This window comes from Inhella gelatinilytica (assembly GCF_016093295.1).
Lineage (GTDB): Bacteria > Pseudomonadota > Gammaproteobacteria > Burkholderiales > Burkholderiaceae_C > Inhella > Inhella gelatinilytica.
In genome coordinates, this window is sequence record NZ_JAEDAL010000002.1 from 139,023 (window position 1) to 151,926 (window position 12,904).

At 65.7% G+C, this 12,904-nt stretch carries 14 protein-coding genes; 11 read left to right on the forward strand and 3 right to left on the reverse strand.

Going from position 1 to position 12,904, the window contains the following annotated elements; translation table 11 throughout:
• Positions 1 to 54: 54 nt before the first annotated feature.
• Positions 55 to 375 carry a hypothetical protein gene (locus tag I7X43_RS05515; protein WP_198099927.1) on the reverse strand — a complete coding sequence of 107 codons (321 nt, stop codon included), beginning with the start codon at positions 373 to 375 and terminating at the stop codon, positions 55 to 57.
• A gap of 145 nt (positions 376 to 520) precedes the next feature.
• On the opposite strand from I7X43_RS05515, the gene I7X43_RS05520 reads away from it, so the two are divergent.
• A complete protein-coding gene (locus I7X43_RS05520) occupies positions 521 to 1,369 on the forward strand; it encodes a 23S rRNA (adenine(2030)-N(6))-methyltransferase RlmJ (RefSeq protein ID WP_198099928.1) in 849 nt (282 codons plus the stop codon).
• On the opposite strand, the gene I7X43_RS05525 is transcribed toward I7X43_RS05520, so the two are convergent.
• Entirely contained in the window at positions 1,355 to 1,870 is a 516-nt protein-coding gene (locus tag I7X43_RS05525) for an outer membrane lipoprotein (RefSeq protein ID WP_198099929.1), read from the reverse strand. The two genes, I7X43_RS05520 and I7X43_RS05525, sit on opposite strands and share 15 nt — an antisense overlap.
• A 228-nt stretch (positions 1,871 to 2,098) precedes the next feature.
• Between I7X43_RS05525 and I7X43_RS05530 the strand changes: the two genes are divergently transcribed.
• The 10 genes from I7X43_RS05530 to I7X43_RS05575 all read left to right on the forward strand — a co-directional run bounded on the left by I7X43_RS05530 (position 2,099) and on the right by I7X43_RS05575 (position 12,274).
• Positions 2,099 to 2,797, forward strand: a complete 699-nt coding sequence (locus tag I7X43_RS05530) for a TetR/AcrR family transcriptional regulator (RefSeq protein WP_198099930.1) — start codon at positions 2,099 to 2,101, stop codon at positions 2,795 to 2,797.
• 28 nt (positions 2,798 to 2,825) lie between these two features.
• Complete coding sequence (locus tag I7X43_RS05535) at positions 2,826 to 4,616, forward strand: acyl-CoA dehydrogenase C-terminal domain-containing protein (RefSeq protein ID WP_198099931.1); 1,791 nt, start codon at positions 2,826 to 2,828, stop codon at positions 4,614 to 4,616.
• Positions 4,617 to 4,657: 41 nt separating this feature from the next.
• Positions 4,658 to 5,095 (forward strand): DUF2147 domain-containing protein, encoded by a 438-nt coding sequence (locus I7X43_RS05540; protein WP_198099932.1) that lies wholly within the window; start codon positions 4,658 to 4,660, stop codon positions 5,093 to 5,095.
• Between the two features lie 20 nt (positions 5,096 to 5,115).
• The gene (locus tag I7X43_RS05545; RefSeq protein ID WP_198099933.1) at positions 5,116 to 7,512 is read left to right on the forward strand and encodes a 3-hydroxyacyl-CoA dehydrogenase/enoyl-CoA hydratase family protein; all 2,397 of its coding nucleotides are present in this window, start codon (positions 5,116 to 5,118) and stop codon (positions 7,510 to 7,512) included.
• Between the two features lie 30 nt (positions 7,513 to 7,542).
• Entirely contained in the window at positions 7,543 to 8,031 is a 489-nt protein-coding gene (locus tag I7X43_RS05550) for a DUF4442 domain-containing protein (RefSeq protein WP_198099934.1), read from the forward strand.
• Positions 8,032 to 8,047: 16 nt separating this feature from the next.
• Positions 8,048 to 9,292, forward strand: coding sequence for an acetyl-CoA C-acyltransferase (locus tag I7X43_RS05555; RefSeq protein WP_198099935.1), 1,245 nt, complete (start codon positions 8,048 to 8,050; stop codon positions 9,290 to 9,292).
• A 190-nt stretch (positions 9,293 to 9,482) separates the two neighbouring features.
• Complete coding sequence (locus I7X43_RS05560) at positions 9,483 to 9,953, forward strand: DUF1569 domain-containing protein (RefSeq protein ID WP_198099936.1); 471 nt, start codon at positions 9,483 to 9,485, stop codon at positions 9,951 to 9,953.
• The gene (locus I7X43_RS05565; RefSeq protein ID WP_198099937.1) at positions 9,950 to 10,816 is read left to right on the forward strand and encodes an alpha/beta hydrolase family protein; all 867 of its coding nucleotides are present in this window, start codon (positions 9,950 to 9,952) and stop codon (positions 10,814 to 10,816) included. The genes I7X43_RS05560 and I7X43_RS05565 overlap by 4 nt, the downstream gene beginning before the upstream one ends.
• Positions 10,813 to 11,577 (forward strand): enoyl-CoA hydratase, encoded by a 765-nt coding sequence (locus I7X43_RS05570; protein WP_198099938.1) that lies wholly within the window; start codon positions 10,813 to 10,815, stop codon positions 11,575 to 11,577. Before I7X43_RS05565 ends, I7X43_RS05570 begins: the two co-directional genes overlap by 4 nt.
• Before the next feature lie 16 nt (positions 11,578 to 11,593).
• Complete coding sequence (locus I7X43_RS05575; protein ID WP_198099939.1) at positions 11,594 to 12,274, forward strand: NAD(P)H-binding protein; 681 nt, start codon at positions 11,594 to 11,596, stop codon at positions 12,272 to 12,274.
• 28 nt (positions 12,275 to 12,302) lie between these two features.
• Here the strand turns inward: I7X43_RS05575 and I7X43_RS05580 are convergent, their stop codons facing one another.
• Complete coding sequence (locus I7X43_RS05580; protein ID WP_198099940.1) at positions 12,303 to 12,890, reverse strand: nucleotidyltransferase family protein; 588 nt, start codon at positions 12,888 to 12,890, stop codon at positions 12,303 to 12,305.
• Positions 12,891 to 12,904 lie beyond the last annotated feature (14 nt).

Genomic DNA, 12,904 nt, shown 5'->3' on the forward strand with positions numbered 1-12,904 from the left:
CGGCGGCGCAAAAAAGGCCGGCGAGTGCCGGCCTTCTAAGTGAGTGTCAGCGGCTTACTGCTTGACGCCTTTGTCTGCCTTTTCGGCCTTGGGCTTGGCCGCCTGGGCCGCAGCGGCAGGTGCAGCGGGCTGGGCCGGCGTTGCCGAAGCCGCCGCTGTGGCCGGCGCGGCGCCCTTGGCGGGGGTGGCGGCGCTGGCGGGCGTTGCTGGCGCGGCAGGGGTCGCGGCCTTAGCCGGCATCGCAGCCGGTGCGGGTGCTACGGCCGTCGCAGGCTTGGCCGTTGGGGCTGCGGGTGCTGCCGGTGCAGGGGTCTGGGCCAGGGTCAAGGTGCTCAGGACACTGGCAACAACAAAAATCGCAGCAGACTTTTTCATGGTGGGTCACCGTGAGAAGAAGGTTCGTGGTGGAGCTCCGAACCGTTGAGCAGGCGGCAGGTGCCGACATGGGCTGCACAACGGGGTCTGGCGCTGCCGCGTTGACAGGGGTGGGCAAGGGTGGCGCTGCGGAGAGAATGCAGCCATGTTTGCCTACCGCCACGCCTTTCACGCCGGGAACCACGCCGATGTCCTCAAGCATCTGGTTCTGGTTCATTTGTTGCAACATTTGAACCAAAAGGAAAAGGGCTACCGCGTAATCGACACGCACGCGGGCACGGGCGGGTATTCGCTGCGCAGCGTCGAGGCCAACAAAAAGTTGGAGTGGGTGGACGGCATCGGTCGCCTGTGGGAGCGGCAGGATTTGCCCAAAGGCGTCGCTGCGTATTTGGACCAGGTTGAAGTCTTCAATGGCCCGGGGGTCCTCAAGCAGGTGCCCGGTTCCCCCAGCCTGATCCGCCAACTGCTCAGACCCCAGGACGAGCTGCACGCCTTTGAGATGCAACCGCAGGACATGCGCTCACTGGAGAAATTGATGGCGGACGACAAGCGCGTCAAGGTGCACTTGAGTGACGGCTTCAATGGACTCAAGCCCCTGCTGCCGCCACCCACCCGCCGGGGGCTGGTGCTGATGGATCCGCCTTATGAAATCAAGACGGACTACACGCGGGTGTTGGGTTCGGTGCGCGAAATCCTGACCCGTTTTCCCGATGCCGTGGTGGCGGTGTGGATTCCGCAAGTCCAGTTGGTGGAGGCGCAGCAGCTGCCGCAGCGCTTGCGCAATGCGGTGCAGGGGGTGGTGAAGAAAGGTTGGCTGGATGCCCAACTCACGGTGGCACCTGCGCAAGGCGGCGGGTTCGGCCTGATGGGAAGCCACATGTTTGTGGCCAACCCGCCCCACACCCTGGGCACGTTGTTGGCGGAGGAACTGCCCTGGCTGGCCAGCGCGATGGCGCAGTTCCCCGGCGCCAAGGGTCAGTTATTGGCCGGGTGAGGGCGCCGGACGGGTGGCTTCTGGGGCCACGGGTGCCAGCGCGCGGGTGACACGCGCACTGCGGCCTTGGTGAATCAGCATCACGGCATCGCCTGGTGCAAAGCGCTCTTCGCCCGTTGACTGCACGATCGCGATGCGTTCGCCATTGCGCAGCTGGATGATGAGTTCAACCCCTTGGTGCTGGCCCGAGTCACGTTCGATGGCACTGCCAATCACGCCACCCAGGAGCGCGCCCAGGGCACCGAAGGCCAGCGATTCGCGATGGCCGCCGACGGAGGACCCCGCCACGCCACCCACGATGGCGCCGGTCATCGTGCCTGCTCCGGTCGGTTGGGCTTGCAGGCGAACGGCCCGCACCGAAATCACCGTGCCTTCTTGAACCTGCGCCACCCGGGCCACTTCGCCGCGATAGCGGGTGTCGGCATGGTGGTGGACGGCACAGCCTGACAACAGGGCGGCAATCAAGACGGTCAGGCTCAGGCGTGGTGCGAACGATGGCATAGAAACTCCCCAGAGTGAGAGGGACTCAACGACGGGTGCCGGGCGTGGGTTGACCGCTGGGGCGCCGCTCGTGCGGAAAAAACTGCGGGTTCCCCCGGTCTTTCCCGGGGCTGGATTAGAGGCGATTCCCCAGAGGTGGCGCGAATTTGTCCTTGCCGGCGGGGTGCAATGCGCCAAAAATAGAACGACCGTTCGTTTTATTCTGTGTCCGCAAAGTTGAACATCTCCATGGCCTCTCGTCCCACCTCCGCATTGGCTTCCGCCCCCGACCGCCGGGTGGCTGCGCCTTTGCAAAAGGGGCAGCAAACGCGGGCGGCCATCTTGGATGCCGCCCTGAGCCAAGCGGCCCATGTGGGTCTGGAGGGGCTTTCGATAGGCGCGCTGGCGGATTTGATTGGCATGAGCAAGTCGGGTGTGTTCGCCCACTTCGGCTCGCGCGAAGAGTTGCAGATTGCCGTGGTGGCCGAATACCACCAGCGCTTTGAAGAAGAAGTGTTTTTTCCCGCCATCCGGCAAGCGCGCGGTCTGCCCCGATTGCGGGCGATGTTTCAGCGCTGGGTGCGTCAGGTGGCTGTCGAACTCGAAAGCGGCTGCATTTACATCAGTGGCGCCGTTGAGTTTGACGACCGTCCCGGCCCGGTGCGCGATGCCCTGGTCACCATGGTCAAGGCGTGGCATGCCGCCTTGCAAAAGGCCATTGAATTGGCCCGCGATGAAGGGCACCTGGCGAGCGAGTGCGATGTGCCCCAAGTCCTCTTCGAACTTCACGGCCTGATTCTTTCCCTGCACCACGACGCGCGTTTCTTGCGCAGCGAGGGCGCACTGGATCGGGCTGCGCGTGGTTTCGACCGCGTGATTCAGTCTTGCATCACCCCGGCCGGAATGGCCGCCGAACCCGCGGCGCCTGCGCGCCGCAAGTCCCGCTGATTCCCCGACACCCCTCAAGGAGACCACCATGCCCAGCTATACCCCGCCTCTGCGCGACATGCAGTTTGTGTTGCACGAAGTGCTGAACGTGGTGGATGAGCTCAAGATGCTGCCGCCCTATGCGGACATCGATGCCGACACCATCAACGCCGTTCTGGAAGAAGGCGGCAAGTTCTGCGCCGAGGTCATCACACCGATCAACCTCAGTGGCGACAAAGAGGGCTGCCAGCTCGACAAGACCACCCACGAGGTCACCACGCCCAAGGGCTTCAAGGAGGCCTACCAGACTTATGTGGACGGCGGCTGGCCCGCGCTGGCCTGCGACCCCGCCTACGGAGGCCAGGGCCTGCCCCTGCTGGTGAACCAGTTCTTCTACGAGATGCTCAACAGCGCCAACCAGGCCTGGACCATGTACCCGGGCCTGAGCCATGGCGCCTACGAGTGCCTGCACGCGCACGGCACGGAGGAGCAAAAACAGCTCTACCTGACCAAGCTGACGAGCGGGCAGTGGACGGGCACCATGTGCCTGACCGAACCGCACTGCGGCACGGACTTGGGCCTGTTGCGCACCAAGGCCGAGCCGGTGGGCGATGGCACCTACAAGATCACCGGCGGCAAGATCTTCATCAGCGCGGGCGAGCACCAGCTTGCCGAAAACATCGTCCACCTGGTGCTGGCGCGCTTGCCGGATGCCCCGGCGGGCAGCAAAGGCATTTCGCTCTTCATCGTGCCCAAGTTCCTGCCCAACGCGGACGGTTCACTGGGTGCGCGCAATCCCATCTTCTGCTCGGGGCTGGAGCACAAGATGGGCATCCACGCCAACTCCACCTGCCAAATGACGCTGGATGGCGCCATTGGCACGATGGTGGGCCAACCCAACAAGGGCCTGGCCGCCATGTTCGTGATGATGAACACCGCGCGTTTGGGTGTGGGCAATCAGTCGCTGGGCCTGACCGAGGTGGCCTACCAAAACGCCGTGGCCTACGCCAAAGACCGGCTGCAGATGCGTTCGCTCTCCGGTCCCAAGGCACCGGACAAACCGGCCGACCCCATCATCGTGCACCCCGATGTGCGCAAGATGCTGCTCACCGCCCGGGCCTACGCCGAGGGTGCCCGCTGCCTGCAGGCCTACACCGTGCTGCAGGCGGACAAGTCCATCAGCAGCGATGACGAAGACGAGCGCAAGGAAGCCGAGGCCGAACTGGCGCTCTTGACGCCGATCATCAAGGCCTTCATTACCGACAACGGCTGGATCGCCACCAGCCATTGCATGCAGGTGTACGGCGGCCATGGCTTCATCCACGAGTGGGGCATGGAGCAGTTCGTGCGCGACTCGCGCATCAACATGCTGTACGAGGGCACCAACACCATCCAATCGCTCGACCTGCTGGGCCGCAAGGTGCTGGGCAACAACGGCGCCACCCTGAAGAAGTTCGGTAAAAAGATTGCCGCCTTTATCGAGGAAGAGGGCACCAACGAGGCCATGCAGGAGTTCGTCAACCCGCTGGCCGACTTGGGCGACAAGGTCAACAAGCTGACGCAAGAAATCGGCATGAAGGCCTTCGGTAACCCCGACGAAGTCGGCGCGGCGGCCGTGGACTACCTGCGCGTGGTCGGCCACATGACCTTTGCCTACTTCTTTGCCCGCATGGCCAAGGTGGCCTTGGAAAAGGAGGCTTCCGGTGATCCCTTCTACCGTGCCAAACTGGCCACGGCCCGTTTCTACTTCGCCAAGCTGCTGCCCGAAACGGCCAGCCTGATCCGCACCTGCCGGGCGGGCCTGAAGCCGCTGATGGAAATGGACGAAGCCCTGTTCTGAAACCTCGCCCCAGCCGTGCTGGGGTTCTTTCGGGAGATGCCATGAAAGTCTTGATGGCCGCGCTGGCGCTGGGGGGGATGACCGCCGCAGCGTGGGCGCAGCAGACCCCCGCCGGGCTGTGGCGGACGATTGACGACGATGGCAAGACCGTCAAGTCCCACGTTCGCATTCAAGAACAGAGCGGGGTCTATTCCGCGGTGGTCGAAAAAGTACTCGACCCCAAAGCGCCCCCCAACGCCAAATGTGACCTGTGCAAGGACGACCGCAAGGACAAACCCATCGTGGGGCTAGAGATCATGCGGGGCGTCAAAGCCGATGGTGAGGGCGTGTGGGCCGGCGGCGAAATTTTGGATCCCGATGACGGCAAAACCTACCGGGTGCGCCTCAAGCCGCTGGAAGGCGGCAAGCGTTTGGAAGTTCGGGGCTACATCGGTGCCCCGTTGTTTGGCCGCAGCCAGACCTGGCAACGCCTCGAATGATTGACAAGCAAGGAAGCAAGATGAGTCGATTCCAAGTTCGTAAAGTCGCCGTGCTCGGTGCCGGCGTGATGGGGGCGCAAATTGCGGCCCATCTGGTCAACGTCAAAGTGCCCGTGGTGCTCTTTGACCTGCCGGCCAAAGAAGGCCCCAAGAACGGCATCGTTCAAAAGGCTGTCGACAACCTGAAAAAGCTCAAGCCCTCGCCGCTGGGCGACAGCGCCGATGCCGGCCGGATCCAACAGGCCAACTACGAAGAGCACTTGGAGCAACTCAAGGATTGCGACCTCATCATCGAGGCGATTGCCGAGCGCATGGACTGGAAGCTGGATCTGTACACCAAGATCGCTCCGTTCGTCGCCCCGCACGCCATCGTGGCCTCCAACACCTCGGGCCTGTCCATCACCAAGCTCAGCGATGTGCTGCCGGAAGAAATCAAGCCGCGCTTTTGCGGCATCCATTTCTTCAACCCGCCGCGCTACATGTACCTGGTGGAGTTGATCCCCACCGCCGCCACACGCCCGGAGATCATTGACCAGCTTGAGGCCTTCGTCACCACCAGCGTGGGCAAGGGCGTCGTGCGCGCCAAGGACACGCCGAATTTCGTCGCCAACCGCGTGGGCGTGGCCGGCATGATGGCCACCATGATCGAAGCGGAGAAGTTCGGTCTCAGCTACGACGTGGTGGACGACCTGACCGGCAAGAAGCTGGGCCGGGCCAGCTCGGGCACCTTCCGCACCGCCGACGTGGTGGGCCTGGATACCATGGCCCACGTGATGAAGACTATGCAGGACAACCTGCAAGCCGACCCCTTCTACGCCTGCTACGCCACGCCCAAGGTGCTGGCCGCGTTGATCGAAAAGGGCGCCCTGGGCCAGAAGACCAAGGCGGGCTTCTTCAAGAAGGACGGCAAGGCCATCTTGCGCTTGGACCCGGCCACCGGCGAGTACGTGCCGGCGGGCAAGAAGGGCGACGAGATCGTGGCCCGCATGCTCAAGAAGCCCACCGCCGACCGGCTCAAGCTGCTGCGCGAGTCGACCAACCCGCAGGCCCAGTTCCTGTGGTCCATCCTGCGCGACAGCTTCCATTACTGCGCCGTGCACCTGGCGGACATCGCCGACACCGCGCGCGAAGTGGACTTCGCCATGCGCTGGGGCTTCGGCAACCAAAAGGGCCCGTTCGAGCTGTGGCAAGAAGCCGGCTGGACGCAGGTGGCCCAGTGGATTGCCGAGGACATCGCCGCGGGCAAAGCCTTGTGCAATGCCCCGCTGCCGGCCTGGGTGACCGAAGGCCCCGTGGCTGCAGCCGGTGGCGTGCACACGCCCGAGGGCTCGTGGAGCGCCGCCGAGGGCCAGTTCAAGCCGCGTGCCGATCTGCCGGTCTATGCCCGCCAGCACTTCCCCGAAAGCCTCGTGGGCAGTGGCGCGGCCGATCCGCTCAAGAGCGGCACCGAGCTCTTCAAGAACGACGAGGTGCGGGTCTGGACGCTGGATGGCGAGGTGGTGATCGCCTCCATCACCGCCAAGCTGCACCTGATCAGCCCCGCGGTGACCGAGGGTTTGCTCAAGGCCGTCGAGCTGGCCGAAGCGAGCTACAAGGGCCTGGTGATTTGGAGCCCGGACGACGTGTTCTCGGCGGGCGCCAACCTGGAAAGCCTGATGCCCGTGTTCATGAAGCACGGCTCCAAGGGCATTGCCCCGGAAGAGAAGAAGCTGCAGGACGCCATGCTGCGCATCCGCTACGCCAACGTGCCGGTGGTGGCCGCCATGCGCGGCCTGGCCTTGGGCGGGGGCTGTGAGCTGGCCGTGCACTGTGCGCGCCGCGTGGCCCACGTCGAAAGCTATGTGGGCCTGGTGGAAGTGGGCGTGGGCTTGCTGCCCGGCGCGGGGGGCCTGACCTACATCGCGCGCCGTGCGGCCGAGATGGCGGCGGCGGGCAATTCGGGGTCCGACATCCTGGCCTTCTTGAAGGACGGGTTCTTGAGCGCGGCCACGGCCAAGGTGGCGACCAGCGCCCACGAAGCGCGCAAGATCGGTTACCTGCTGGACAGCGACCTCATCGTGCCGAACAAGGACGAGTTGCTGTTTGTTGCGCTGACGCAGGCCAAAGCCATGGCCGACTCCGGCTACCGTCCGCCCCACAAAGCGGTGTTCCCGGTGGCGGGCCGCAGTGGCATTGCCAGCATCAAGGGCCAGGTGGCCAACATGCGCGATGGTGGGTTCGTCAGCCAGCACGACTACCTGCTGGCCAGCCTGATTGCCGATGTGGTCTGCGGGGGGGAGGTCGAGGCCGGCTCGATGGTGACCGAGGAGTACTTGATGGCGCTGGAACGCAAGCACTTCTGCTCGCTCTTGGACAACCCCAAGACGCAAGAACGCATCATGGGCATGCTGCAAGACGGCAAGCCGGTGCGCAACTGAGGCTGCGCGGTGACTGCTTCTCCCAACCGCATGGCACGCCTGATCGGGCGGTTTAACCGGCTGCCGGGTGGGGTGGCCCGCGTGGCGCGCAACTGGGCGCTGCACCGGGCCGTGCCCCTTACCGGCACGGCGGCGCTGAACTTTCTGGAGCTCACGCCAGAGCGCTGCCGCGTCAGCGTGCCCAACCGCAAGCCGGTGCAAAACCACATCAAGGGGGTGCACGCCGCGGCCATGACCTTGGTCGCCGAGACGGCCACGGGCATGGTGGTGGGCATGAACGTGCGCGACGACTGCCTGCCGCTGTGCAAGGGCCTGCGGGTGCGGTTTCGCAAGCTCAGCCAGGGGGCGCTCACCGCCGTGGCGCACCTGGAGCCCGAGCAGCGCGAGCTGCTGTCGCGCGAGACCAAGGGCGAAGTGAATGTGGCGGTCACCGTGACCGATGAAGCCGGCGAGCAGCCGATCGAATGTGAATTTGTCTGGGCCTGGGTGCCCAAGAAACCTCAGGCCCCTGCGGCTTGAAGCGAAAGGAATGATCATGAGCAAGCAAGTGCAAGACGCCTACATCGTCAGCGCCACCCGCCTCCCCATCGGCAAGAGCGGTCGCGGCTACTACAAGAACACCCGGCCGGACGAGATGCTCGTCAAGGTCATGCAGGCCGCCCTGGCCCAAGCCCCGGGTCTGGACCCGGCGGCCATTGAAGACGCCATCGTGGGCTGCTCCTTCCCCGAGGGCGAGCAGGGCATGAACATCGCCCGCGTCGCCAGCGTGCTGGCAGGCTGGGGCCACGGCGTGGGCGGCGTCACCATCAACCGCTATTGCGCCTCGGGCATCACCGCCGTGCAAATGGCGGCGGACCGCATCCGTGTGGGCGAGGCCGATGTGGTCTTTGCCGGCGGGGTGGAGTCCATGTCCATGATCCCCATGGGCGGCAACAAGCCCAGCCTCTCGCCGCTGATTTTTGAGCGCGACGAGAACCTTGGCGTGGCTTACGGCATGGGTCTGACTGCCGAGCTGGTGGCCAAGAAGTGGGGCATCACCCGTGAAGCGCAAGACGCTTTTGCGGTCGAGTCCCACCGCCGCGCCGTGGCTGCCATGCAAGCCGGCTACTTCAGCGCCGAGATGACGCCCTTCGAGCTCATCGACCGCACGCCCAACCTGGCCGAGGGCAGCATCAACGAGAAGCGCCGCGTGGTGTCGCTGGACGAAGGGGCCCGCCCCGACACCAGCCTGGAAGGACTGGCCAAGCTCAAGCCCGTGTTCGCCGCGCCGAAGGACTCGACCGGCAAACCCACCGGCATGGGCTCGGTAACGGCGGGCAACAGCTCGCAGACCTCTGACGGTTCGGGCGGCTTGTTGCTGGTCAGCGAAGCCGCGCTCAAGCGCTACAACCTCACCCCGCTGGCCCGCTTCGTCAGCTTCGCCGTGCGCGGCGTGCCGCCGGAAATCATGGGCATCGGCCCCATCGAAGCCATCCCGGCTGCGCTCAAGATGGCCGGCCTCAAGGCCAGCGACCTGGGCTGGGTGGAACTGAACGAGGCCTTTGCCGCCCAATCCCTGGCCGTGCTGAACGACCTGGACAGCAAGGGCATCGAACTGGACCGCAGCAAGGTCAACCCCAACGGCGGCGCCATCGCCCTGGGTCACCCGCTGGGGGCAACCGGCGCCATCCGCGCCGCCTCGGTCATCCACGGCCTGCGTCGCACGGGCGGCAAGTACGGCATGGTGACCATGTGCGTCGGCGCCGGCCAAGGGGCGGCCGGCATCATCGAAATCGTTTGAGCCATGCATCTGGCTCCTGCGCGACCCGATAGCCGCTTTGTGCTGCTCGCCGTACGGGAGTACGGCTGCGCTGCTCAAGTGACTCTCGGGCCGCTCGCGACGCCATCTGCACGACTCAAACTGAGGGATTAGTGTGCGGCGGCGCCACTTCGTCATCACGGGGGTCGGCGCACCCTTGCTGGGGGGCTGCATGGGCAAGTTGGAATCCTTTGCCACGATCAAAGAGGCCAAGCAGCGGGTGCTCGATCTGGGCTTTGGTGAGCCCAAGCTGCAGCACCCGAGTTGGACGCTGAGCCAGCTGTTGCAGCACCTGGCCCAGAGCATCGAGTTCTCCATGCAGGGCTATCCCGAGATGAAGGGCGCGGTTTTTCGCGCCGTCGTCGGCAACACGGCTTTCGCCGTCTTCAACCTGCGCGGGGCCATGAGCCACAACCTGGCCGACCCCATCCCCGGGGCGCCCCTACTCGACAAAGCGCCCCTGCTCAAAGACAGCATTGCCCGCTTGCTGGACGCGCTCAACACGTTTGAGCGCTGGACGGGGCCGCTCAAGCCGCACTTTGCCTACGGCGAGCTGGACAAGGCGCAGTACACGCGCGCCCATCTGATGCACCTGGCCGACCACTGGCAGCAGATTCACATCCCGCCCGCCAAGACGACATGAGGGACATTCAATTTCAGTCGGGCGATGGCACGACCCTGGTCGCGCGTCTGTTCACCCCGGAAGGCCCCGCGCGGGCGGCGGTGCTGCTGGCGCCCGCCATGGGCGTGACCCAGGGCTATTACGCCGAGCTGGCCCGTTGGCTGGCCGGTGAGGGCTTTGCGGTGCAGACTTTTGACTTTCGCGGCATGGGTGCCTCGCGCCCGGCCCGGCACGCCCGCAGCCTGCGGGGGTTTCAAGCTGGGGTCAAAGACTGGGTGCAGGACATGGATGCTGCGCTTCTGCACCTGCAGGCGCAGGTGCCCGGTGCGCCGCTGCTGCTCATCGGGCATTCGCTGGGCGGTCAGCTGCCGGGCTTGCTGCCCTCACGGGACCGTCTGGCCGGCCTGGTGGGGATTGCGGCCGGCAGTGGTTACTGGGCGCACCAGCCCGAGCCGCAGCGCAGCCGAGCGCGCTGGTTCTGGCGCTGGGGCGTTCCGCTCGCCACCAGCCTGTACGGCTACTTCCCCGGCGCCAAGCTCAAACTCATCGGGGACTTGCCGCTGGGCGTGATTCAGGACTGGAAGCGCTGGTGCAGCCAGCCTGGCTACCTGCTGGACGACCCGGGTCTGCGCGAGCATTACCGCGGTTTCCAGGCGCCTTTCATCACCCTTCACGTGGCCGACGATGAAATGCTGAGCGAGACCAGCTTGCGCACGCTGTACGACGGCTATGCCGGCGCGCGTGAACGGGAGTTCATGACCCTGACCCCGCCGCCGGGCGGCCGCATCGGGCACTTGGGCTTTTTCCGGCCCCAGCACGCGGCGACACTCTGGCCTGTTCTGCTGCAGCAACTGCAGCGCCTCTCAGGAGCCCAACCCCCATGAGCATCAAGACCGCCACCCTCAATGGCGTGGCCACCCTCGAAATCGCCCGCCCCGAAAAGAAGAACGCCATCACGCAGGCCATGTACAGCGAGATGGCCGAGGCCCTGCGGGCGGCCAACAGCGACCCGGCCGTTCGCGCCGTGCTGATCACCGGTCAGCCGGGCATCTTCACCAGCGGCAACGACCTGGAAGACTTCATGGCCCGCCCGCCGCGCGATGCCGAGGCGCCCGTCTTTCAGTTCATGCAGGCCCTGCTGGATTGTGAAAAGCCCGTGGTGGCGGCGGTGACCGGCGCGGCCATCGGCATCGGCACCACGATGCTGCTGCACTGCGACCTGGTCTATGTGGCTGACGATGCCCGCTTGGCCATGCCCTTCGTGGCACTCGGTTTGGTGCCCGAATTTGCCTCCAGCTTGGTCGTGCCCCAGCTGCTGGGTCACGTCAAGGCCGCCGAAAAGTTGCTGCTCGGCGACCCCATGACCGGCGCGGAAGCCGAGCACTTTGGCATTGCCTCCGCGGTGCTGCCTGCGGGCGAGGTGGTGAACCATGCCCGCCGCATGGCCGAGCGCTTCAATGGCCTGGCCCCCGCCGCGGTGCGCGCCAGCAAGAAGCTCATGCGTGCCCCTGGCCGCGAAGCCCTCCAACAAGTCATCCGCGAAGAAGCCGAAATCTTTGGCCAGCGCCTGCGCAGCCCCGAGGCCATGGAGGCCTTCCAGGCCTTCTTCCAAAAGCGCGCCCCGGACTTCTCCAAATTCCAGTGAGCGCCTGAGCTGCCCCATGCACGCCGCCGCACAGGCAGAACTGGCCCCGCGCACTGCCTTGTTGGCTGGCGCCAGCGGCTTGGTGGGCCGCGCGCTGCTGGACTTGCTGCTGGCCGACCCCGGGTGGAGCGCTGTGCACGCCCTGGTGCGCCGGCCCCTCACTGGCGGGCCGCAGCACGCCAAGCTCCACACCCTGACGGTGGACTTCGCCCACCTGTCGCGCCTGCCGGCGGTGGACGACTGCTTCATCGCCCTCGGGACCACGATCAAGCAGGCGGGATCTGAAGCCGCCTTTCGTGCCGTGGATTTCGACGCCGTGCTGGCCACGGCCCGTGCCGCGCGGCGGGCCGGTGCCCAGCGGCTCTTTCTGGTGTCCGCACTGGGTGCGGATGCCCACTCCCGGGTGTTCTACAACCGGGTCAAAGGCGAGGTCGAAACCGCCGTCCAGTCCCTCGGCTTTGCCACCGTGGTCGTCGCCCGCCCCTCGCTGCTGCTGGGCGACCGCGCCGCCCTGGGCCAGCCCACCCGCTGGGCCGAGGGTTTGAGCCAAACCCTGCTGCGCCCCCTGAGCCGCTTGTTGCCTCGCGCCGTGCGCCCGGTGGCGGCGGGGGCGGTGGCGCAGGCATTGGTGCAGGCTGCGCATGAGCAGCACAGTGGTGTGCACGTGCTTCACTCAGCTGACATGCAGCAGGCCTGACCGGGTTCTGGGTGCCCCGCAGCGACGCTCAGGTCGATATCGCAGCCGCTTCACCCTCCAACACCTGCAGCCACGCCCAGCGCGCCTGGTAACTCGCTGCCTTGGCCCGAAACAGCGCCCGGTGGTCGATCAAAGGGTTGGGCCGCAAGCGCCCGGCGTAGAGGTCGTCCAGGCCATAAGGGGCGGCCAAGCGCAGCGTGCCGTCCGTTTGCGACTGCACGCCCACGCAGGTGCAGGGCACCAAAAAGCGGGCAATGCCGTCTTCGCTGCAGGTGAGGGCCTCATACGGGTGGCCACACCAGGCTTCGTACCAGCAGTGCACGCGGGCCTGGTTTTTGGCTTCGATGGGCACGCCCAGGTGACCCAGTGCTCCCTGTACCCGGGACTGCACGGCCGCCTCGGCTTCGGCGGAGAGGTCGCTGGCATCGAAGTAGAAGAGGTCGTAGTCCTTGATGTCCGCCTCGGGGTCGCGGTTGCTTTGCAGGTTCCAGACGGTCTGGAACAGACAGCCGGCCACCAGCCAAGCGTCCTGCAGTTCGAGCGTGGGTAAGGCGGCCAGCAGCGCGCGGTTGAAGCGGTTGCGCTGGATGTCTTGGAGGAAGCGGTGCGGGGTCATGGAGTGGGACGTTC